Genomic DNA, 22360 nt, shown 5'->3' with positions numbered 1-22360 from the left:
GAGCGTCTCGTCCGTTATCTGAATGACTGCCGACAAAGCGCCGGTCGCCACAATCAATGTAGCCAGCAGGGCTGCAATTCGCCTTGGCGCCGTATCAAATATATACATGGCTATACTCTCTCACTGGTACGCTCGGCCAATAAGCCGGTGGGCCGCCACGTAATTAGTATGATCATTATCGCGAATCCTATTACGTTCTTGTATTCACTCAGAGAGGGCGTCGCTGCGACAACCAAAGTCTGCAAAGCAGCAAAAAGATATCCTCCGAGGATCGCCCCCCAAATGTTTCCCAAGCCGCCGACAATTGCAGCTGAGAAACCTATGACAGACAGTAACAAGCCCATGTTGTAGCTGACCTCGCTGTAGTAGATTCCATACATGATGCCGGCGAACCCCGCCGTCATGGATCCGAGCGCAAAGGTAAGAGGCGCAATACGTTCAAAATTAATTCCCATCATGCTGGCAGTCTCTAAGTCTTCAGCCACAGCACGCATCGCCAACCCGAACCGCGTTCTGTTGATAATCAGATAGACGAGGGCGATTGATCCCACCCCGCCACAGATCAGGAGCATTCCGTCCAATCGCACATGAGCTCCCAGAAACTCATATCCTCCCGCTGGCAACAACGAAGGGAAGCGTTGCGGATTGGACCCGTTCGGAAAGAACAGACGAATGCTTTCGCGGATCGCGGTTCCAACCATCATGGTCATAAGAAGCATGTTGAGAGGCGGCGCATTGCGCAGCGGAAGAATGAGCACTCTGGAGATCAAGGCTCCCAGTACACTGGCCAACAAGATTGCCACTGTGAATCCGAGCAGGAGTTGACACCAAATCGGCAAGCCGATTGCATCGGCCATCCATACGGCAACCAGACCCCCAAATGCGCCAAACGTGAAGACATCCCCATGGGAGAACTTAATGACGTTCATCACACCGAAAAAGATCGTGAATCCCATCGCAACAAGCCCGTAGACGGTGCCTTGCATGAGGCCGTTTATTATGTGTTGGATCCAAGTGGCCATGCTACTGTCCTGTTCACGTGATGGAAATTAACGAGGGCACAGAGTACCGGCATCGGCGTCACTCCAGATTCTTCAACTTCCGCTTTCCGCTCGCATATTCGCTATCTTCCCAAACGATCCATTTGCCGTCCTGAACTATGTATTTGGTGGTCTGAAGCGTTACGTTTTGACCATGATCGTCGAAGGTGATGGGTCCCACGATGGACGGGCGATCTTTCGTCTTACCGAGCTCCGCGGTCACGGCAGCTCTTGTTGGCCCAACCTTCTCGATCGCCTCCAGAACAAGCATCGTCGCAGCGTAAGAGAAATGGCCGTAGGCTTCGGGCGCCTCTTTAAAGCCAGCTGTTTGGTATTTCTCTAGAAAAAACTTACCGCCGGCTGTTTGCGAGAGTGAGGGGCTGTCGTAGAACGCAATTGTGCCTTCTGCCAACTCTGGTCCCACCGCCGTGATATAAGCATCACCCATGATCGCAGAATTGCCTTCAAACTGCGCCTTGATCCCCAGCTTCTCCATTTGCGTTCTTAGTCTGGCGCCAAGGGGGACCAGCCCTCCGAAGTAAACCACTTCAGGGTTCAGCTCTTTTACTTTTGTAAGCTCAGCGGAAAGATCCTGCTGATCCGGCGGGACACTGAAACCCGCAAGGATTTTGCCGCCTTCCTCGCCGGTATAGAGGCTAAAATATTTCGTGGTCGATTTGCCAAAGTCGGTAGAGTCAGCAAAGGAGATGAAGGTCTTATAACCCGCATCCTTCATGAACTTTGCGCCGACCTTGTTCTGACCAATCAGCGCACCCGTTACGCGATGCACCTCGGGATAGTTATTGCCATAGGTAATTTCTGGAAGCACAGCCGCCCATACAACCATCGGCAGCTTGTAACGGTTGAAAATGTCAATTGCCGCCATCGCAGTTGAAGAGCAGTAGAACGGTATTGCCGCAATAATCGACCGGTCAACCGCTGCCTTGGTCACAACCTGGACCCCGACATTCGGTTTGCATTCATCGTCGAGCGCCACGAGCTCATAGTCGTAGTTAGCCGCTGAATTCGCGTTCATCACTTGAATGGCCAGTTCCGCGGAATTGCGGCCGCCCAAGCCGTAGGCCGATAGGGCGCCTGTCAACGGCCCCACCCATGCGATCTTCACCTTTTGCTTGGCTTCCGCTCCATGACTGACTGCCACAAGTGAAGCACTCATGACTGCAGAGATTATGCACTTTGTTACGAAACGCATGTGAGATCCTCCTCCCTGTAAGCCGCCGACTTTACTCCCTGTAAGCCGAAGACCTTGGGAAGCATAAGCGCTCGCAACCCGGCCCGATAGGACGTTTGCGCGGCTGGATTTGGATTATTGCGACGTCATCGGAGACGGCGGCGGAGCTTTCATATACCCACGGCTTTCCAATTCTATCGAACCGATCGCACTCGGGCGAAGATGCGCTTGATGATCGATCCGATGAACCTGCGCTTTGGAGTGATCGCAAGCTGTTCACTAAGGGAACAACGTTGGTCACAGGCGAGCATCGATCAATGTTCCGGATTAAGAGCCTAAGGAGTTTTTCTTCATGAGACTATATTGGTCATCGACATCGCCATTCGTAAGAAAAGTCATCGTAAGTGCACATGAGCTCGGACTAGGCGACAGGTTGGAAACGATCCCGACGCGCGTTGCGCCGAGTAAGCCCGACCCGGCTTTATTGCCATACAACCCGCTTGGGCAGCTCCCAACCCTCGTTCTGGATGGCGGGACCGTGCTTTACGATAGCCTGGTAATCATCGAGTACCTCGATCATATGGCCGGTGGTGCTAAACTCATTCCCTCCTCGTCGGAGCGGCGAATTGAAGAGCTTCGGCTGCATGCGCTGTGCAATGGTTTTCTTGACCTGTTGGTGCAATGGCGGATCGAATCTCTCAAGGAGACAAAGCAGATTGCGCTCATTAACGCCTTCAATTTGAAGGCAAGTAAGATATGGACAAATCTGGAGGCGACAGTCGAGGCAGGACTTGCCCAACAACCCTTTGGGTTGTCGTCAATTACCCTGGCTATCGTTGCTGAATACACTGACTTTCGGTTTCCGAAGCTCGGCTGGCGGGAAAAATACCCGGCACTGTCCAACTGGCATCAATCTATAAAGTCACGGCCCTCTTTGGCCTCTACCAGATTTTTCGACAGCGCGAAGCCTCAGTAGGAAAGCAAGATTTTGCCGCGGCAATGACAACGGTCCATACTGCTGCTTCGTACAAGGACTATAGCTTACGATCTCCACGACGACTGCGGATTCCACCAAAACAGGATTACAAAAATGTCGAAACTCGAGCGCAAACTGATCCCGACCCCTGAAGGTCAGGTCGAACTTTTTGTCGAAGGTAAAGGCCCCCGTATTGTCCTGCTCCCCTCGCTGGCGAGAGGCGCTTCGGATTTTGATGAAATTGCCCCCATGATTGCTGCGGCGGGATTCCGCGTTTTGCGACCGCAGCCCCGCGGCATAGGCGCAAGCACAGGCCCGACCGAAGGCATCACATTGATCGATCTTGCCGCCGATGTCGTTGCTGCCATCGAAGCTGATTGTGCGCCGGAAAAACCCGAAGCTTTGTTTGTGGTCGGCCACGCATTCGGCAACTGGGTCGCGCGGGTTCTTGCCCACCATTGGCCTTCGATGACCAGATCCGTCGGACTTCTTGCTGCTATTATCGGCAGTACGATATCGCCCGAACTGTTGATTTCTGTGAATGTCGTATCGGACAATTCCAAGCCGGACGCAGATCGCCTGTTTTATTTGCAGCGCGACTTCTTCGCTCCGGGGCACGATGCTTCCCTCTGGTTAAGCGGGTGGCACACAGAGGTCTCTCAATTTCAGCTCGCAGCCACAAATGCGACGGCGGACAGCAGCTGGACCGAAGTCGGCAAAAATCTGCCGGTCCTTTATGTCGCCCCGGAATTTGACAAGATCGCCCCCGTTCCCGAAGAAGACTTCCTGCGAGACCGTGTCGGCCATCTCACGACATTGGAAATCATTTATGGAGCTGGCCACGCCCTTCTTCCGGAAAAGGTTTCTGAGGCCGCGGCGGTCCTTGTCTCATTTGCAAAGTCCATCATGCGCGGCGAAGCCGACCAACCCAAATCCGCCTAGACCGCGCACATGCGCTTCAAAGCTACCAACGCACAAAAAGAGGGACATCATGAAACAGGATGGTCGTCAATCCTCATGCTTGCATCAGCCCGCGCGCCGCGTTCAGGTGGGGATATGTTCATTCAGACGGGTAATCGACCTCATGGGTGAGGCAATTGCCTGCGTCTCGCTCAACTAGCGTGGCCACAATCGCCTGGATCGGAGGTTGACTCGCAAAAGCAGCCGAGACGAGAGAAATATCGTTAAGATAATACGGGAGAGATCGGCATACGCCGGCGCCGACGGAGCAACCCCCCAAGGAAACTCTCAGGCAAAAATGACCGTACTTTCGAACACTCTGGAGAGAGACGCTTCGAGCGTCCACCGAAGGGGAACGCCGAGGTCAAGCGCGTCGGTTAAGCTCTCAGGTAAAAGGACAGATTTGGGGATAGCCGCAGATTTGAAGATCTGCACCCATTGATCTGTCTGGAGAGCAAACATGCCAGAAATTGTTGTTATTGGCGCCGGTGTAGCTGGCGTGTCGACGGCTTATTCACTTCTACGCGCTGGCTATAATGTCACCGTCGTGGAACGTCAGCGTTATGCGGCGATGGAAACGTCGCTTGCAAACGGTGGACAACTTTCAGCCAGCAACGCGGAAGTATGGAATCACTGGTCGACCCTCCTGAAGGGAATTAAGTGGATGGTCAAAAGGGACGCTCCCTTTTTGATGAACCCCAAGCCAACTTGGCATAAGTACAGCTGGCTTGCAGAATTTATCTCCAACATTTCCAAGTATCGCGAGAACACCGTCGCCACAACTAGGCTAGCAATAGCTGCGCGCAAGTTCATGTTCGAAATTGCGGAACAGGAAAAGATCGAATTCGACCACGTTCGTCGCGGCATTCTGCACGTTTACTGGGACAAGCATAGCTTTGAGCACGCGACCGTAGTAAACCGCCTGCTTGTTGAGGGAGGATTGGATCGACGGCCGGTGACGGCAAACGAAATGAAGACCATTGAGCCGACGCTGCACGGAACGTTCCATGGCGGATTCTATACGCCGTCAGATTCTACCGGAGACATCCACAAGTACACAACCGGCCTTGCCAAAGCATGCCAGAACCGCGGCGCTAGGTTCCTGTATGATGCTACGATAAGGCGCATCGAGCGGCGCGGCGGCTTCCAGTTAATCTATTCGACCACGGAGACCGAACGCGAGCCTCAGGTGATCGAAGCCGACGCAGTAGTTGTATGTGCTGGCACAGGCAGCCGCGATTTGGCAATGATGCTAGGCGACCGCGTCAACATCTATCCCGTTAAAGGTTACTCGATCACAGTTCATCTCGATGACGAGATCTCTCAACAGTCGGCGCCTTGGGTCAGCCTGCTGGACGACCGGGCAAAAATAGTCACAAGCAGACTAGGAATGGACCGTTTCCGAGTTGCAGGTACGGCCGAACTCAACGGTCTGAACTGGGACATCCGTGATGATAGAGTTAAGCCTTTGGTCGATTGGACACGCATGCTTTTCCCGGGAGTTGGTACGAAGCGCGTGGTGCCCTGGGCAGGTCTGCGACCAATGATGCCGAATATGATGCCCAAGGTCGGAAAAGGTCGCATGCCTGGTGTATTTTACAACACCGGGCACGGACATCTGGGGTGGACACTGTCGGCTGCGACAGCCGCAATGCTTGCGGAGGCCTTAGCACGGGAGTTGCCGCTCGAGCCACGGTAGAAGGGTGGGCGGCTTGTTTCACTATAGTATAAATTGGTTGGCGGCGGCCTCGTGACGGGACCAATCTCTGGGCATTGCCATCGTGCTTCGGATCCTGATTGCATAACTTCACTGATCGTTTTCGTTCGCCGGGTGCCGGACTGGGGAACCTAACCCAAGTGCACCATGCCTGTTTGGCGGGTAGGGGATCATGCTCGTTCGCGCAAATGGGTGGCAGCCTTCGGCCGGCGTTCTGTAACCGATGTACTTTCGCGGCTTGTCGTTCAGATGGCGGGCAAGTTGAATCAGGTCGCGTTGCGAGACGGCTGCAAAATCCGTATCGCCTGGCATGAAGCGGTACTGAGGCGCATCAATCCGGACGCTCAAGCACGCGCCACATCGGTGCCATTGAGCGCGCCGAGATGTCTGCAACGTCACTATTCTTGGCCAGCTCTCCGAAGCCCTGGCTGTGGACCCGAGGGAATTCTTGGCGAAAGTACACCAGGCTGGTTCCGATTTGGGGTGGAAGACAATGCGGGACGCGCCAACGCCCGAAGAACCTTAGGCGTCGCGGATGCGTTCGACGAAGTTTTGCACCTTCTCGAAAGCCGATGCGAATTCAGGTCTGTCACCATAAACCATGTCACCGAGCAGCTTCGCATAGCCCTCGGCGAACCTCTCGTTTTTGGACATGATCTCATACGCGCGGAGCGTTTCACCCCTGGGGTCTGCCTTATAGGCGAGGTATTCGTCGCCGCGGCTTTCAGCGTCTGCCTTCATCGTCTTCAAAGCAATCATGGCCGCCTCCGCTGCATCATAGTGGCCGTCCATGCGTGACAAGTCATAAACGTGACGGACAAGAGTGTGGTCGAGGTCTCCCAGTCCCGCGAAAGCGAAGCCAGCCCGACGCCCAAGCGCAACGAACTTGTCCGCGGCGGTCTCGGCCAGTCTCACGCATGCGACGTCGTTGGCTTCGGCGTCGGCACCACTGGCCTCAGCGACAAACGATGAGACAGAGAGCTTTTCCGGTGCGGTGCAAACAGGAAATACAGCGATCTCGATTTTGATCTCCGGGCGCAAGACGCCCTCTCCCTTAGCGATGGGTTCGTAGGGAAGATCATACCGGACGTAGCTGTCTTTATGCAGAACGCGGCAGTGGCCATCTGTCTGAAAACCCGCCGCTGTGAGCCTCTCTGTCACCTCTCTTCGAAAACGCCTCAACGCTCCGCGCGAGTTGGCCCCGTCGCCAATTATGCGAAGGTCGATGTCTTCTGACATCCGCTCGAGCAGGCGATAGGCGCGTCCAAGCGCCGTTCCCCCGCCGAACGCCAGCGTCAGTCCATCGATCTCCACATCGTGTATGGCAGCCAAGGCGCGAACGACAAACCAATCCTTCTCGACCAGAGCGGGCGAAGGAAGGCCAAAATAGTCTTGTACTTCCAGAAGCGTTTTCTGGTCTGGCTTACCGTTCAACACGAAGCTCCGTGCGACCGTCAGATAGCCGCCGGTTGAAGCGCGCCTTGACCTTGACTGTCGGGTTCACCGGGATCTGGGTAGAGCGGCCTTCATTAAAGGCTTTTGTGCTGTCGCTCTGCTCCCATGGCACACCAAGCTTATTGAGCGCCTGAAGTGCCGCACTGTGGAAACCGTTTGCGCTTAAGACCATAGGCCGACCGGTCAAGCGTGACCGCATCGCTCGGGCATAGACACCGTAGCCCAACCGCATCAGAGTGCCATCATGGACCAGTGACCTAAGCGCGCGCAGAACCTGGTCCTCGCCACTAAGGTCAGCAAAATCTCGCGGAAGAAAGACATCGGTCTTCTTCGTTCTGGCGACGCGGTTCTGAATTTTCTGCTTCAATGTCTTTGGCTGGTGCATGGTCAACTTCTTTCTGCAAACACCCGACATGCAATATATGCAAAAACCCGACACCAAACAAGAGCCCATGGCGCACCAGTGCAACCATCAGATCGGACGCCGAAATGGTTGCCATTAGCCAACTGATGGCCACCGTTTCCACGAGCCAACCCAGACTGGATATTTGTGAGGCCGTCCAGATCGAACGAAAAACCTCGTTCCGCAGCGGGGCAAGGGTCGGCGAACCGGACATGGGAAGCTCTTCGCGCTGCGTATCCTCCTAAATCTCGAACCTCCCAATGTAACGGCGATGCAGCAGGATATCCGGCCTGTAGCGACGTAAACCGGCATAAGTCATCAGTCTATGCAGAAAGTCGGCGATAGCGCCCGCACCAATAATGTTACGCTATAACGTATCGCATAACATAGCTTACTTAACGCGGACTCGATTGCCGTCTCGGGCGGGAGCGTTTGGCCGAAACTCGTCGCGTCTTTCCCAAACAAATCGGGCAACACGCTGGGCAGCGTCACGAGCCTTTTGTGCATCCCCATTGGCGATTACTAACACCGACGGCCCAGTGTCAGGGCTAGGGCGCCGACACGGTACCATATCTCTCAATCGGATCCGGGCACGGGGGCTACACCAGCATCATTATGGGCCCGACTGACAGAGTACTTGGCAAAGGTGACGTGCTTATTCTGGACACGGGATCGAAGGTCGGCGGCTACTACTGCGATTTTGACCGCAACTTTGCCTTTGGGAGACCGGCAGGCGAGGTGGAACGCGTGTATGACGCTCTTTGGCTGGCGACTGAAGCAGGCATCGCAGCCGCCCGCCCTGGAAAGACAGCGGCCGATCTATTTCATGCCCAACGTACTGTCCTCGCGCGGCTTTGAGGTCGGTACTGTCGGTCGGTTTGGCCATGGTCTTGGGAAGATCGTTACAGAGTTTCCGTCGAACGCGCCTGATGACACGACCATTCTCGAACCTGGAATGGTATTTACCATCGAACCGTCTGCAGATTATAACGGAAAGATCATGGCTCACGAAGAAAACATCGTGATACGGAAAGTGGCGCTGAGCTGATAGGCCCTCGTGCTCCCCGGGAGATTCCAGTCATAGAAGCTTAGCCCCTTACTGACGAGCGGCGCGGGACGCGCTTGGCTTGTTGGGGGGCTATGCTCAATGAAGGAAGTTGAATGCGTTATCGAACACGCCGGTCGCGATACTTTCGGCTTCGATGCTGAAATCCGTGCCCGGGCGCGCAAATGGCAACTGCGCGCCGGTGGTTGTCCAAGCTTCTGGGCCGGCCTCACTTCGACGTTCGTTCCTCGAACTTGCCGTTCTTGAGTTCGTACAAGACGAAATCCAAGCGGGTGACGTCACCTTTCTCTGTATAAGAAAGCGGACCGATCACCGTATCGATTGACATGCCGCTGTGGAGCTTTTCAGCGACTGCTTGCGGGTCCGCTTTTCCAGCCGCTTCGATACCTGCCTTGACTACTTGTACGGCAGCATATGCGTAGAGGGTGAAGCCTTCGGGATCAATCTTCTTGTCAGCGAACTTCTTGATGACGCCCGCGGCAGCTGGCTCCTTTCGAGCATCAGGTCCGAAGGTAATCAGAGTACCCTCACCCGCTGGGCCAGCAATCGCCGAAAATTCAGTCGAGAACATTGCGTCGCCACCAATCATCGCGACCTTGCTTGCCTGATCACGCAACTGACGGAGAATGAGGCCGCCTTCGGTATAGACACCACCAAAATAGATCACATCGGCTTTGGTTTCCTTGATTTTCGCGATCAGCGCCGAGAAGTCCTTGTCTCCAACGGAGATGCCCTCGAAGCCGACTTCTTTCAAACCACCTGCATTGATAGATTTCTTGACTTCCTCGACGAGCCCCTGACCGTAGGGGGTCTTGTCATGCACTAGGAAGACATTCTTTCCAGCGAAGTTCTTCGTGAGGTAGTTTCCAGCAATGGTACCTTGCTGGTCATCCCGGCCGCATGTGCGAAAGGTATTCCAGAGACCGCGTTCCGTGAAATTTGGGTTCGTGGAACCGGGCGTGACCTGCAACATGCCATTTTCGGCATAAACATCCGATGCTGGGATGGAAGCACCAGAATTCTGGTGGCCGATAACAAACTGGGCGCCGGCAGCCGCAAGTCGGTTGGCGACCGAGACGGCCTGCTTCGGATCGCCTGCATCGTCTTCGACCTGAAGGACGAGCTTTTCCCCCAAGATCCCGCCCGCAGCGTTAATATCCTCGACTGCCTGTTTCACGCCGTTGAGAGTTTGTTCGCCCACCGCGGCGCTGCCGCCCGTGATGGGACCACCCCAACCAATAGTCATGTCTGCGAGCGCAGAAGTGCTGATTGTTGCGAGCATTGTTGCTGCCAAAAGAAACCGTTTCATCTTCATTCCCCTTTTTTGGTTTCGAGATTGAGTTGGATTAGAGTCGGCGCTCGGCTCTCCGACCAAGGTCAATGCGCGGCCGGAGAACTTCGTCTCAGGAGGGACCGGCCTCCGGTAGGCGACGCCGCACGATTGCAGCATGGGTTTTAACCCCATAGATCAGACCAGCGTCATTGAAGTCATAGCTAGGATTATGGAGGGGTGCCGATGCCTCGCCGTTACCGAGGTTGAGAAAGCAGCCGGGAACCCTGCTCAAGTAGTGCGCGAAGTCCTCCGAACCCGTGAAAGGCTCAGTGATCTTCCGGACATCTTCCAATGGCAAGAAGGTGCGGCCAGCTTCGAAAACCTCCTCCGCCAATTCGGCGTCGTTGATTAGTGGCACGAATTCCCTACTGTACTTGACCTCAGCGGAGACGTTGTAGGCCGCTGCCGTCGATTCGGCGATAATCCGCATCTGCTTCTCGATGGTCTCGCTGACCTCCGGCTTGAAACTGCGGGCATCGCCAAGGATGCGCGCCAGACCAGGAAGCGCGTTGCGAGTACCATCCGTCAAAAGTTCAGTGACGGAAACGACTGCAACGTCCGTCGGGCTTACCCGGCGCGAAACGATGGACTGCAGGTTTGTCACAAGAGCGCAGGCGGCAACCAAAACTTCATTGCCCCAGTGCGGGCGAGCGGCGTGGCCACCAACGCCAGTCAGGATGATCTCGAAATTATCCTCTGCGGACATCATTGCGCCGCTCTTGGTCATCAATACGCCAATAGGGACACCAGGCATATTGTGAATCCCGTAAATCTCCTCGAACGGAAACCGATCCATCAAGCCGTCGTCTAGCATCGACAGCGCGCCCCTGCCCCATTCCTCGGCGGGCTGGAAGACGAACCGCACTGTTCCATCGAAGCCACCTTCTGACGCAAGATGCTTGGCTGCGCCAAGCAACATGGTCGTGTGACCATCGTGACCACAGGCGTGCATAAAACCGGGATTCCTAGACTTGTAGGACAGATCGCTATGTTCAGTGATCCGTAGAGCGTCCATGTCAGCGCGCAGTGCGATCGAGCGATTGCTCGTTCCCCGCTTCAAAGTTCCTACAACGCCCGTTCCTCCAAGACCCTCAGCGACTTCGAGGCCAAACTCGCGAAGTTTTGAAGCGACGAACGCGGAGGTCCGCTTCTCCTCAAAGCCGAACTCAGGATGCTGATGGAGGTCACGCCTCCAGGAAGTCATTTCCTCGTTAAGTTTCTGAAGTTCAGTCATCAGTGCGCTCCCGCCAGTTTGATTGATCGTGCCGCAATAACTTCATGGGAAACGCCAACCAGTTGCTGGTAGAGCGCCGGGTCGGTCGCCCCCTCGGTATTGATAAGCAAGACGCGGCTGTCCTTGCCCAACTTCAGCTTGGAGCGGAAATCCTGGTCGCCAGAAGCCTTGATCAAGGCAGCCAGACCCACACCACCGCTTTCACCTGAGACAATGGCCGGATCGCCCGCTTCCGGGTTCGCCAGACGGCGCATCGCGTCGATCGCTTCATCTTCCTCGACCGTCATGAATGCATCGGCGCTTCTGGATAAGATTCGCCAAGCAACTAACGACGGCTCGTAGCATTCAAGCATCGCCATTACCGTCGGTTCGCCTTGAGCGATTTTTATGGCCTTGCCTGCGCGTGCGCTCTCAAGGACGCAAGCTGCGCGGGAAGGATCTACGACTGTGAAGAATGGACGCTCATCGCCAAAAAGAAGGCTAAAGTAGCCTGCCACAGCCGCCGCGATGCCGCCTACTCCCGACTGGACGAACACGTGTGTTGGTCGCTCGGGGAGTTGCCTGACAGTTTCCCTGAGAAGCGCAGTATACCCCTGCATGACGAAGCCCGGGATTCGTTCGTAACCCGGCCATGAAGTATCGGAGACTGTCTGCCAGCCGTTCTGCGAAGCGACGCACGATGCCTCGGCAACAGAGTCATCATAGTTTCCATCGACGCGAATAATTTGGGCTCCAAACCGCGCGATAGCTGCGATGCGCTCGGCACTTACACCAGAGTGTACGAAGATCGCGCAGTTGGCGCTGACAAGTTGCGCACCTTGTGCGACGGAACGACCATGGTTCCCGTCGGTCGCGCAGGCTACAGTCAGTTTGCGTGCGACGGCAATGACTTCGGGCGAATGCAGCTCGGAGATATCGACCTCTCGGCCGAAATCCCGCGAGGCTTCTTCAAGAACTATGCGAATGACGGCATACGATCCGCCGAGCGCCTTAAAGCTTCCCAGTCCAAGTCGTTGGCCTTCGTCCTTGATATGGATCGAGCCAACGCCGAGCATCTCCGCAAGATCTCGACAACGAAACCAATGGCGTCTCCTTGTGACCTTCACGATAGCTAAGGAAGCGTTCGACTTCCTCAGCCGCGGCGAGGCTCAGGGTTTCCGCGTCGGACGGATCCAACTTCGTTCGATATTCAACGTTTTCGTTCAAGAGAAGCATTTCGTGGTCCACGAGCTAGAAAATGTTCCTGCATTTATATTGCAAGCGAGGTGTAATTTGCGCTTTAGTTCGCTGGCAACAATGAGATATTGGCTACTTAATGGGTGGGAAAATGAGCGAAAATTCCAGAACTGACGAGATCTCACTGGATCGGACGGACAAGGCGATCTTGAATCTCCTCCAGCGCGACAATAAGACGTCCCAGCGCAAGATCGCAGAGCAGGTCAATCTTTCGGCCCCTGCTGTCCAGCGAAGGATTAAGCGTCTTGAAGAGACTGGCGTCATCCAGGCAAATGTTGCGATAGTCGATCCGGCCAAAGTAGGTCAACCAATCACTCTCTTCGCGCAAGTCGCCATGGAGAGCGAGCGGACCGATCTATACGAGACGGCGAGGCGTTCCTTTGTCGCAGCGCCCGAAGTGCAGCAATGCTACTACGTCACCGGAGAGGCGGACTTCATGCTAGTGATTTCAGTCCGATCCATGAGCGATTATGAAGCCCTCACCCGCCGCCTTTTCTTCCAGAACAATAACGTAAAACACTTCCGAACATTCGTTGCGATGGATCGGGTGAAAGTCGGCTTGTCGATCCCTCTGGGCTAACGCAACCTCCGGCGTATCAATTGCTCGACCAAGCCCATTTCACGGTACAAAGTCGTAAATGGGCGCCGCTAAATCAGCCTCCACTAATCTCGCTTGGAACTATGGTGACGTTAACTGAAAAACCGTTGCGAACACAGGAGCCCTTGCCCATGAATAGCCTTTCCGTCGATGACCAGCGAATACTTGGCCGCCGACGCAGTCTCGGCGAGATTAAGCGTGACGGCGGGCTCGTTCGCCTCGCAGCGCCGGACAGTTAGAGCTCGGACGAGATAAGTTTGTCGAGGCTGAGGCAAGTCGGCCGTGAGGTCGAGACTGCATTGGTAACTGAACCACGCCCACTTGCGACCAAGCCCTCAGCCTAAGCAGCAATGCTCAAGCACAGGTTTGAGTATTAGCTTACATCTAACACGTTTCGACAGATTGAACTTATGGTCGGTGATGTCCGGCGACGGCTCTGGGCAACCGCTGCAGATCATCGAGGAGAGCTATGCCCAGGGAGACAGTTTCCTCTGCGGCTCTGCGACATGGAGTTTCACCAAACCTTCTCTATGGTTGGCGAGCTCGGGCTCGAAACGTTCTATCAAGAAAGCATAGTCGATGTGATTTTCGAAAGGTGTCGCGCGAGCAGCCCCGGCGGTATTCGCCGAACCAACAGTCTGTGCGACTTTCTTGGGGGAACATCGGCATTTTCCTTCGTCAAGTGTCTGTAAACATTGGAACTGTGCCGGCGCCAGAGGTGCGATACGGGCGATCCTTTCGGGCTACAGCGTCTTGAACCAGCGTTGAAGCAAGCTCATTAGCCCGGATTTGGTGCGGCGCACCATCAGCCCGATCGCCCTCCCGGATTTCAGGGCCGATAGCTTGGGCAACAGCGTCGCCGTCGCGTCGCCTCGATGGCCTCCAGGCGGCATCGACAAAATGAAACTCTGCGAAATGTTAGATCACCAGGACTCGCGGAAGGGCCGCAATTCTGTCAGGAATGACCAAGCGGAACGTGGCTGGTGAGTGACGTGCCAGACCTCTTCCGCGATGTCGGATGGCTGGATGAAAAAGTCATCCGGCTTGTCCGCGAACCGCGCGCGGGTCCAAGGCACGTCGATGACCGCATCGATCATCATGAAGGACACGTGCACGCCCCTAGGGCCCATCTCTCGGGCAATGGACTCAGTCAGAACCCGCTGCGCTGCCTTGCTTGGGGCAAAACCGGCAAAGGCGGCCTTACCGCGATAGGCAGCGGTGTTGCCTGTCACCAGCAAGGCTCCGCCCCCTGCCGCCTCCATCCGTGGTGCAACCCACCTCGCAAGGTGCAGCAGCGCCATGACATTGATCTGGAAATTTTGCTGAAGGACTTCCGGCTCGATGTCGAGGAAGTTGCCGAAAGCTCCGCCAACAGCGTTGTGGATCACCACCTTTGGTACTCCCGCGCGTCGCTCTCTAAGCCGAAAGACGGTCGGCGACCGGCGGCTGGCCGAGGTACGGATGAGGTTAGCCTTCCACTGCCCAACAGGCGTGTCGACCAGCACCCATGCAATTAATCCTCACGATTCACGACGAAAATCCACAAGGTCTCACTGTCGTGTGAGAGCGGCCTGCGAGGTTGCGCTGATGCTGAACCGCGCCACGGAGACCGGGGCGCTGACAGCCCGGCCCACAACTCAGGCCTAGTCCTTGTTGCCTGAGCGCGCCGACTCATTAGGCTCGTCGAAAGCCATCAGTTGTTTGCGCACGCCGTGGAGCAGGGCGTCGGAACGGGCCGAGTCCGTCATCACCCGCGACAGGGCCAGAGCGCCAACCATGGCGCTGACGGCAAACATTGCTCTGGAGTCATCTTCGTCGCCAAGCTGTTGCCGAGTGGCACCGATGTAATCCTCAATATAGGCGGCCATGACCGTCTTGGACTGGGCATCGGCGCGCCCGACATCGGAAACCAGCGCCGAAACTGCGCACCCAGTGCTGCGCGAGTCCCGATGGTTCCGACTTAAATAGTCTTTAACTCCGTTGGCGAAGGCGCGCGCGCCCCCTGATCCCTTTGGTGACCGACGCGCGCCGTCAACCAGGGCGCGCTTCAGAGCCTGGGCTAGCAGGTCTGCACGCGACGCGAAATGGCCGTAGAAGCCGCCATGCGTCAAATTAACGCTTTTCATGAGCTTGCCCACGCTCACCGACTCAAGCCCGCCGTCTCGGATCTGGTCGGCGGCCTCCCTCAGAATCCGCCCTCGACTTTGCGCTTTTTCGGCCTGTGAATGCCCCAACAAACGACTCCTTGCCATCTGACGATCTGCATGATCGTCAACATACTCATAGGATATTATTCATGCAATGACGCATCCAGCCGTACCAACGAAAGTGGCCAAATCCAATGCAATAGCTGACATTGGACGTCAAATGTGGTGCACCCTCCTTGCGGAATCATCGTGAGCTCTCCCGGGCCGGGAGGAACGTTCTCACACCGGCGCATCAGGACGCTGGCAGAAAGTTTCGGATCAGGACTAGGCTGTGGCCGTGAGCCCAGCCGTTGGTGGCACCCATTCCAAAAAAACGGTTGCGCTGAGACAGCAACAAGCGATCTCTTGATCGTTATCATCAACAACCCCAGCTTGCGTCAGCCTCCGCCCCCATCGGTTCCCAGATGCGGCTCTGATGGTACTCAGCCACCGCCATGCGCGTGGCCTGCGTCAGGACGAGGCCCAACACTTCGCGAATGATGTTGGCGTCGTGCCAATACGTTCCAGGCGGAGCGGCTAGGACGTTGAACTGCAATACTGCTTCGCTCAAAATAGCGATGGCCATCGCTATCGCTTTCGGCTTATGAGCAGCTCACCATCGTGCTGTAGAGTACGCAAGCATGGGCTTTCATTCTTCGCTTCGCCGCCGTTTTGAATTGGCGACCACCGTAGCAGAGTCTAGACGCCGCGATCATGAAACTCCCCTGCCCAGCTTACAGGATGCTCCAAAAAACTGTACTATTGATAGATCGGGGATTGCGCGCGTTTGTCTACGGGCCGGAGCAATCGCCTGTGTCCGTAGGTTCCAATGCAACCCGAGGTCCAACGTCGTCGCGGCCGTCGCTCGACCATTGTCAGGCATCTGCAAAAAGCTCCCCGTTCATGTACTTTAGACCGGTGTCGCTCGCGACGGTGACGACCGTTCTACCCTGCCCCAACTCCTTGGCCAAACGTATCGCCGCAGCGACGTTGAGGCCCGTGGACGTGCCGACCAACAATCCTTCTTCTCGAGCCAGTTGGCGGCACATAGCGCGTGCTTCTTCCTCCGGAATGTCAAGCGCTTCGTCATAGAGGTCGTGACTGAGCAAAGGCGGAACGAAGCCTACCCCTATCCCCTCGACGTGGTGGGTTCCGGCCCAACCTTTCGATATGACGGGTGAAGAGGCTGGCTCCAGAACCACGATCCGAACCGACGCTGACCGCGACTTCAGAATCCTTGCCACGCCCATTGTCATTCCGGCCACACCAACCGCGCCACAGAAGGCGTCGATACCGTCTGGAAATTGTGTGACCAACTCGTGGCCGATTTCTTCGTAGCCAATCAAGGCATCACGGTTGTTAAACTGGTCCGAGTAATAGCAGTCCGATCGGCTGGACACCTCCTGGGCGTGGCGGATCATTGACGGGATTAGATCCGATGAGATTTCACCGGACGGGCTGTGGATCAGATCAACGGTTGCGCCAAAGCTACGCATCGTACGCAACTTCTCCATGGCAAAGGCGTTGGAAGAAGCCACGATGAGAGGATAGCCTTTCACTGCGCAAACGAAGGCGAGCGAGGACCCGGTGCTTCCCCCACTCGCCTCAACCACTGTCATTCCCGGTTTCAAATCCCCGCGCCGCTCAGCCTCTTCTATGATGGATTTTGCCATGCGGTCTTTATACGAGCCTGTCGGGTTGAAATACTCGAGTTTGACAAAGACTTGAGCACTCCCGTCCGGAACGACGCGACGCAGGCGTATAACCGGTGTATTGCCAATAGCATTGAGCGCGGACTCGACAGGTGGCGGGGGGCTTAGTCGCATATTTTATTTGTCCTTCTGGTTGATCGTCTAGCGTCCATTGGGCAAGCTATCGGCGTGAATGCTTAAAGTGTGTGGAGCTTTTTATGGGGCCTGAACTGTGCCGGTGCCAAGTTAGATAGCGCGCTGTGAGCGTTGCGCAGAGGGTTCGGGAGGATGCGTTGGCCGCGGCGAGTTTCCTTTTCGCGAGTATCATAATTAGAATTGTGCCCACAATCTTGCTAAAGAGGTAGGCAAAATTGTCATATTTTAGCAGCTCAGCAAAGTTAGGTGGCGGTTCTTTAACAGTCCTTTCAATTTGGCTGCTGCTTCACCCTCGCTCGAAGGGTCAAGGTTCCACCGGGCTGTAGACTTTTCGCGCTGGTAGATACCCTTTTACCAAGGTGAACAGTCGCGCAGTTGACCGAGCGGAGGTGCAGTCGGTTGTTAACCTGTTCCACTGTGGTTGTCATAATCTAGCGACCGCAGCGCGAAGGGAACCGACGGCCACATTCCGAACCTTCAACGAATTGCGGATAAGGGTGCGTAGTCCGCCTTCGACACCCTGGTCTAGCTGTGTCAAACGCTACACTGCAATGCCAGCAATCGCCTTGAGAAACGCATCGATCTCTTCCTGGGTATTGTAATAATGCGGTGACGCTCGCACGACAGGCGGAAGTTGTCGCGTATGCGCGTCGACGGGCGTGCTGGAAGGAGGCGAAACCGAGACGTTGATCCCCTTGTCGGTCAGATACGCCATGACGGCTGATGACTCCCAGTCTCTGACGGTGAATGATATGATGGAGGCAAGCGGCGCCCCAAGATCATATACGGATACGGCACGCATCTCCCTCAGGCCTTCGCGAAGCTTTGACGACAGGTGGTTGCAACGCTCTTCAATAGCCTCGAGGCCAAGGGCGAGCGCGTAATCCACTGCTGCCCGCAGGCCGAGACGAACCGAGTAGTTTTTCTCCCACGTTTCAAAACGTCTTGCGTCAGGTCGCAATTCATATCGATCAGGCGCCGTCCAGGGCGCGCCATAGAGGTCGATCATCGCCGGCTCGATCTTTTCCAAGACTGATTTACGCATGTACATGAAACCAGTTCCCCGCGGCGCGCGGAGAAACTTCCTGCCAGTAGCGGTGAGGATGTCGCAGCCCAGCGCGTTAACGTCAATTGGGGTCTGACCCGCAGCTTGACAGGCGTCGAGGAGATAGAGAATGCCGTTGTCGCGCGCTATTCGACCGATCGCTGCTGCTGGATTGATAAGGCCGCCGTTCGTCGGAATCCAAGTAACCGCAATCAGCCGAACGCGCTCATCAATCATTTTCGCCAGTGCGTCCGGATCGAGGACGCCCGAGGCGTCATTCGGAATGACTTCGATCGAGACGCCGGTACGCTTGGCGACCTGCAGAAAGGCGACGTAGTTGGCTGCAAATTCGGCACTTGCCGTCAGGATCCGGTCCCCGGGTCCAAAAGAGAGGGAGTAAAATGCGCGCTGCCAGGCAATCGTTGCATTTTCAGCTATCGCTATCTCATCGCTGGCGCAGTTCACGAAAGTGGCCAAACTATCGTATGTGCCCTCCAGGAGAGAGTGAGCCTCAGCTGCGGCTTCGTATCCGCCGATCTCCCCTTCCCTGCTTAAGTACCCAACCACCGCATCAATAACCGGGCTCGGCATCAGCGCGGCGCCAGCATTATTGAGATGATTTCTGTTTTTTGTGCCGGGGGTATCAGCACGCAGGCGATAAAGGTCGAGAGTTTTCGTAGCGTCGCGGCTGATTTGCGACATGAGGGAATTCCTTCTTTGACCGAACCACCAGTCTTGTTGACGCAATTGGCATTGTCGCGAAAGCCGCTACTTTTGCAAACCCGTGTGCAGAATTGAACGTCGCCAGGGAAAGCTGCTGGAAAGCGTCATCTAGTGCCGGACAAGACCACAATAATGTCGTGCGGCGTCTGCTATCAACGCCTCCCCTCCATCGGGATTTTCTTGGAAGCAGCATTGACTGGCAGATGCCGAACTGGCTCACGCTGCACAAATTCCCCATCAATATGCCTTAGCACATGGCGCTGTCTCGCAAATGGCACCATTCCCAAGGCCGCATCGAACGAAATCCATTAAAACTCGCTGTTCATCGTTAATGACAACCTTCCCATCAGCATCCACGAAGCCGACGAAAACCGGTAGCATGCTGATAGAATTGCGATTGGCCTCATAGAACTGCTCACATATGTCTGCGTATAGACGGTCGTAGCTTAGAGCCGTTTCTTCGCGAACTTCATGCAACGCCGCTTCCCAAGCTTTTTCACCGTCCTCGATGTTGCCGGCGATTTGGCACCATTCTGCAACCAGCGTACGATTTAGGCGCAAAATACAACGTTCTTCGAGTTGGCCAAATTCGCAGTTTCGGGCCGACTGGGCCTGGCAAAGGGGCAGGTATTTTTACCTTGTCTGACTTCGCTGAATTCGACCAGGTTTGGCGAGATCGATTCGTTAACGCGCCCGCGCGATCGGTCATTGAGGCATCGCCGCTTCCGGTTGCCGGTGCCAAAATTGCAGTCGAATTGATCGCAGCCACTGCCTAGGTGCTTGCCCCTCGATTGACTATGGCTCAAACCAAAATCTGTGGGTGTCAGGCCCGCTGGCAAGGAGCCCATGCGAAACTTCATACCGCCGCGCGACCGATGGCACGTATTGCTATCGCTTACCGGACCTTATGCCGTGGGATTGTTGTGAGATTTTACAATGACCAAAGCGCGTTTCTTAGAAGGCGCTGTTCGTCGCGCTGAAACAGTTCCTTCAGGAACCGCTTCACAGCGCGGACTCTCGGAAGATAAGCCAGGTCCTGATGTGCTGAGAGCCAAATTTCGCGCTCGCCTGCCAGATCTTCGAGCACGGGAACGAGACCTAGGTTCAGACTGCGCGCGAATTCGGGAAGTGCTACAATTCCTGCACCCGCGGACGCCACGAACATCTGCGACATCATGCTGTTTGAGCTGAACGCAATCTTTGGGGCGGGTACGAGTTCCTCTAGCCAGAGGACGCTTTCGAGCTGGACCAGCTCCTCGATATAGCCAACAAAGCGGTGCTCGCTAAGATCTGCGGCGTGAGAGGGAACGCCGTTGCGCTCCAGATAAGCCTGCGAAGCGAATAGCCCTGTCCTGAACCGCCCGATCAGCTGGCTGTCAAGGGCGGTTCCATGGGGCTTGAAGAAGCTCAAGAACAGATCCGCCTCCCGGCGAGCGACCCGAACCGTTTGCGGCGATGTGACAAGTTCGAGGTGAAGATCCGGATGCCTGCTGCTGAGTTCGACAAGCCGCTCGGACAGATAAAGCGTCGCGATACCCTCCATCGTGGCTAATCTGACCGTACCACGTATCTCGTCACGTTTACTCATGTCACTTCGCAGAGCATTCACTCCATTTTCAATTTCCTCAGCTCGCCGCATCGTGACTAGCCCAGCAGGTGTCAGCAAAAGTCCTTCCCGGGTCCGTTCGACGAGCGCGCCGCCCACCGTATATTCCAAACGAGCAAGCCGGCGGGAAACGGTGGAGTGGCTAACTCTCAATTCCCGGGCCGCGCCGGTCACGCTCTTACACCTGACGACGCTGAGGAAGAGCTTGAGATCGTCCCAATCAAGATGGTCAATTGCAGTCGTCATAGTACCCCCGTCTATTTTTGCACAGGGTAGTGCGTTCTATTCGGCTTGGCGCGCAAATTCGTTCTGCTAGCTTCATGAGCGCTGTGCCGGTGAAATGTAGCGGTCAAGCAACCCTTATGCGAACACGCTGATCAGCAGCAGGTGCGCTCCTTTAACCTACCTGGGGAGAAAGCATGCCTAGACAAACTGTGAATGCTTCGAAAGCTGCGGCAGTGGGACCGTATTCGCACGCAACATGGGCCGGAGATTTGCTGTTCTGCTCCGGCCAGACGCCGCTTGACGTCAAAACTGGCATACTTGTCGACGGAAATGTTGCCGATCAGACCCGCCAGTGTTTCGATAATCTGTTTCAGGTCCTGGAGGCAGCAGGCCTCGGGCCGGATGATGTCGTATCCGTCAACGTCTATCTCACCGACATGAGTGACTTTGGCCAGATGAATGAGATTTACGCGACGCGTTTTTCATCGCCTTACCCGGCGCGAACCACAATCGGCTGTTCCAGTCTGCCACTTGGAGCGCGCATAGAGATCGGACTAACGGCAAAACGGCAATCGTGAACCTGTTTCGCCGTAATATTCGAGACGGCTATTGGCGAGCCTTGATCACCGGAGGAATAGATGGGACACATAGATTTTAAGGCCGCCGCTGTTCATGTTGCCCCGGTTTATCTCGATCCCGAGGCGAGCGCGGAGAAAGCCTGTTCAGTGATTGCAGAGGCTGCCGGCAATGGCGCATCGCTCGTGGTATTTTCGGAGAGCTTTCTTCCTGGTTTCCCCGTCTGGGCAGCACTTTACCCACCCATTCAATCGCACGAACATTTCAAGCGCTTCTTAAACGCTTCCGTATACGTGGATGGACCTGAAATCGAGCGTGTGCGGAAAGCTGCGTCCGACAACGGTGTTTTCGTTTCAATCGGTTTCTCCGAGCGCAACCCGGCAAGTGTCGCAGGTTTGTGGAATAGCAATGTCCTGATTTCCGATACAGGAGAGATCCTGATCCACCATCGAAAGCTGGTCGAGCAGGTTCATATAAGCAGTGATCCGCCGATCTGGCCCACTCGCGTTCCGACGGAGAGCGACAACTACGACAACCGGGCGGCCAATCGCATCCGGGCCTCAGCCCATTGTTTCGAGGCCAAGTGCTTCGGCATCGTTGTCGCCGGTCGGTTGGATGAAAGCGCACGCAGATCTATTGCTTTGGATGACCCCACAATCGCAGCGATCATAGATGCCAGTCCGCGGGCCAGCAGCTTTTTCCTTGGACCAACTGGGGCGCCAATTGGGGATGAAATGATCGATGAAGGTATCGGCTATGCCTATGTCGATCTTGACGAGTGTGTTGAACCAAAACGGTTCCACGACGTTGTTGCTGGTTATAACCGATTCGATATTTTCGACGTCGCCGTTAACCGCACACGCCGACAGCCGATCAAATTTTGGGAAGGCAGCGCTGAGGAGGCTCCAAGGGCCTCCGATTCGCCGGTTTTGCCTAAGTAAA

General features: G+C 55.6%; 20 protein-coding genes, 4 pseudogenes and 1 riboswitch. Of the genes and pseudogenes, 8 read left to right on the top strand and 16 right to left on the bottom strand.

The annotated features are described in order from the left end of the window. Window positions 1–110: 110 nt before the first annotated feature. A complete protein-coding gene (locus N8E88_RS03705; RefSeq protein WP_262290695.1) occupies window positions 111–1022 on the bottom strand; it encodes a branched-chain amino acid ABC transporter permease in 912 nt (303 codons plus the stop codon). 58 nt (window positions 1023–1080) lie between these two features. Further along, on the bottom strand, window positions 1081–2253 hold the full coding sequence (locus tag N8E88_RS03700; RefSeq protein ID WP_410010510.1) for a branched-chain amino acid ABC transporter substrate-binding protein: 1173 nt from the start codon (window positions 2251–2253) through the stop codon (window positions 1081–1083). Window positions 2254–2584: 331 nt separating this feature from the next. Between N8E88_RS03700 and N8E88_RS03695 the strand changes: the two genes are divergently transcribed. From N8E88_RS03695 to N8E88_RS03685, 3 genes are all read left to right on the top strand, one after another. Further along, window positions 2585–3208, top strand: coding sequence for a glutathione S-transferase family protein (locus N8E88_RS03695; RefSeq protein WP_262290696.1), 624 nt, complete (start codon window positions 2585–2587; stop codon window positions 3206–3208). A 114-nt stretch (window positions 3209–3322) separates the two neighbouring features. Continuing rightward, window positions 3323–4150: an alpha/beta fold hydrolase gene (locus N8E88_RS03690; protein WP_262290697.1), complete on the top strand. Its 828-nt coding sequence runs from the start codon at window positions 3323–3325 to the stop codon at window positions 4148–4150. Window positions 4151–4393: 243 nt separating this feature from the next. Next, window positions 4394–4483, top strand: a riboswitch (glycine riboswitch). 145 nt (window positions 4484–4628) lie between these two features. After that, complete coding sequence (locus tag N8E88_RS03685) at window positions 4629–5867, top strand: D-amino acid dehydrogenase (RefSeq protein ID WP_262290714.1); 1239 nt, start codon at window positions 4629–4631, stop codon at window positions 5865–5867. Window positions 5868–6407: 540 nt separating this feature from the next. Here N8E88_RS03685 and N8E88_RS03675 read toward each other — a convergent pair. The 4 genes and pseudogenes from N8E88_RS03675 to N8E88_RS31680 form a co-directional block, all read right to left on the bottom strand. Continuing rightward, complete coding sequence (locus tag N8E88_RS03675; protein WP_262290713.1) at window positions 6408–7322, bottom strand: nucleotidyl transferase AbiEii/AbiGii toxin family protein; 915 nt, start codon at window positions 7320–7322, stop codon at window positions 6408–6410. Continuing rightward, window positions 7309–7725 (bottom strand): DUF6088 family protein, encoded by a 417-nt coding sequence (locus N8E88_RS03670; protein WP_262290712.1) that lies wholly within the window; start codon window positions 7723–7725, stop codon window positions 7309–7311. Before N8E88_RS03670 ends, N8E88_RS03675 begins: the two co-directional genes overlap by 14 nt. Window positions 7726–7756: 31 nt before the next feature. Continuing rightward, a pseudogene (locus tag N8E88_RS03665) lies at window positions 7757–7957 on the bottom strand (MFS transporter); the annotation flags it as partial. 177 nt (window positions 7958–8134) lie between these two features. After that, on the bottom strand, window positions 8135–8314 hold the full coding sequence (locus tag N8E88_RS31680; protein ID WP_410010511.1) for a M81 family metallopeptidase: 180 nt from the start codon (window positions 8312–8314) through the stop codon (window positions 8135–8137). Between the two features lie 44 nt (window positions 8315–8358). Between N8E88_RS31680 and N8E88_RS03660 the strand changes: the two are divergent. Next, a pseudogene (locus N8E88_RS03660) lies at window positions 8359–8791 on the top strand (M24 family metallopeptidase). 226 nt (window positions 8792–9017) lie between these two features. Here the strand turns inward: N8E88_RS03660 and N8E88_RS03655 are convergent. From N8E88_RS03655 to N8E88_RS03645, 3 genes and pseudogenes are all read right to left on the bottom strand, one after another. After that, window positions 9018–10118 carry a branched-chain amino acid ABC transporter substrate-binding protein gene (locus N8E88_RS03655; RefSeq protein WP_262290710.1) on the bottom strand — a complete coding sequence of 367 codons (1101 nt, stop codon included), beginning with the start codon at window positions 10116–10118 and terminating at the stop codon, window positions 9018–9020. Between the two features lie 94 nt (window positions 10119–10212). After that, window positions 10213–11376 (bottom strand): M20 aminoacylase family protein, encoded by a 1164-nt coding sequence (locus tag N8E88_RS03650; protein ID WP_262290709.1) that lies wholly within the window; start codon window positions 11374–11376, stop codon window positions 10213–10215. Beyond that, window positions 11376–12591, bottom strand: a pseudogene (locus N8E88_RS03645) (diaminopropionate ammonia-lyase). Before N8E88_RS03645 ends, N8E88_RS03650 begins: the two are co-directional and overlap by 1 nt. Before the next feature lie 112 nt (window positions 12592–12703). Here N8E88_RS03645 and N8E88_RS03640 point away from each other — a divergent pair. Together N8E88_RS03640 and N8E88_RS03635 are read left to right on the top strand one after the other, a co-directional pair. Then, on the top strand, window positions 12704–13192 hold the full coding sequence (locus N8E88_RS03640) for an Lrp/AsnC family transcriptional regulator (protein WP_262290708.1): 489 nt from the start codon (window positions 12704–12706) through the stop codon (window positions 13190–13192). Window positions 13193–13620: 428 nt separating this feature from the next. Then, window positions 13621–13751, top strand: a pseudogene (locus N8E88_RS03635) (transposase); the annotation flags it as partial. 382 nt (window positions 13752–14133) lie between these two features. On the opposite strand, the gene N8E88_RS03630 reads toward N8E88_RS03635, so the two are convergent. From N8E88_RS03630 to N8E88_RS03600, 7 genes are all read right to left on the bottom strand, one after another. Beyond that, the gene (locus N8E88_RS03630; RefSeq protein ID WP_262290707.1) at window positions 14134–14601 is read right to left on the bottom strand and encodes an SDR family NAD(P)-dependent oxidoreductase; all 468 of its coding nucleotides are present in this window, start codon (window positions 14599–14601) and stop codon (window positions 14134–14136) included. A 252-nt stretch (window positions 14602–14853) separates the two neighbouring features. Further along, window positions 14854–15444, bottom strand: a complete 591-nt coding sequence (locus tag N8E88_RS03625) for a TetR/AcrR family transcriptional regulator (protein WP_262290706.1) — start codon at window positions 15442–15444, stop codon at window positions 14854–14856. 331 nt (window positions 15445–15775) lie between these two features. Beyond that, the gene (locus tag N8E88_RS03620; protein ID WP_262290705.1) at window positions 15776–15982 is read right to left on the bottom strand and encodes a hypothetical protein; all 207 of its coding nucleotides are present in this window, start codon (window positions 15980–15982) and stop codon (window positions 15776–15778) included. Window positions 15983–16271: 289 nt separating this feature from the next. After that, complete coding sequence (locus N8E88_RS03615) at window positions 16272–17222, bottom strand: PLP-dependent cysteine synthase family protein (RefSeq protein ID WP_262290704.1); 951 nt, start codon at window positions 17220–17222, stop codon at window positions 16272–16274. Window positions 17223–17784: 562 nt separating this feature from the next. Next, window positions 17785–18990: an aminotransferase class V-fold PLP-dependent enzyme gene (locus N8E88_RS03610; RefSeq protein ID WP_262290703.1), complete on the bottom strand. Its 1206-nt coding sequence runs from the start codon at window positions 18988–18990 to the stop codon at window positions 17785–17787. A gap of 258 nt (window positions 18991–19248) precedes the next feature. Continuing rightward, window positions 19249–19488: an NUDIX hydrolase gene (locus tag N8E88_RS03605; protein ID WP_410010529.1), complete on the bottom strand. Its 240-nt coding sequence runs from the start codon at window positions 19486–19488 to the stop codon at window positions 19249–19251. A 454-nt stretch (window positions 19489–19942) separates the two neighbouring features. Further along, on the bottom strand, window positions 19943–20863 hold the full coding sequence (locus tag N8E88_RS03600; protein ID WP_262290701.1) for a LysR family transcriptional regulator: 921 nt from the start codon (window positions 20861–20863) through the stop codon (window positions 19943–19945). Window positions 20864–21036: 173 nt separating this feature from the next. Between N8E88_RS03600 and N8E88_RS03595 the strand changes: the two genes are divergently transcribed. Then, a complete protein-coding gene (locus N8E88_RS03595) occupies window positions 21037–21420 on the top strand; it encodes a RidA family protein (protein WP_262290700.1) in 384 nt (127 codons plus the stop codon). 60 nt (window positions 21421–21480) lie between these two features. Further along, a complete protein-coding gene (locus tag N8E88_RS03590) occupies window positions 21481–22359 on the top strand; it encodes a nitrilase-related carbon-nitrogen hydrolase (RefSeq protein ID WP_262290699.1) in 879 nt (292 codons plus the stop codon). Window position 22360: the final 1 nt, after the last annotated feature.

Source organism: Phyllobacterium zundukense (assembly GCF_025452195.1).
In the GTDB taxonomy this organism is placed as follows: Bacteria; Pseudomonadota; Alphaproteobacteria; order Rhizobiales; family Rhizobiaceae; genus Phyllobacterium; species Phyllobacterium zundukense_A.
This window is presented reverse-complemented; position numbering and strand designations above follow the sequence as displayed.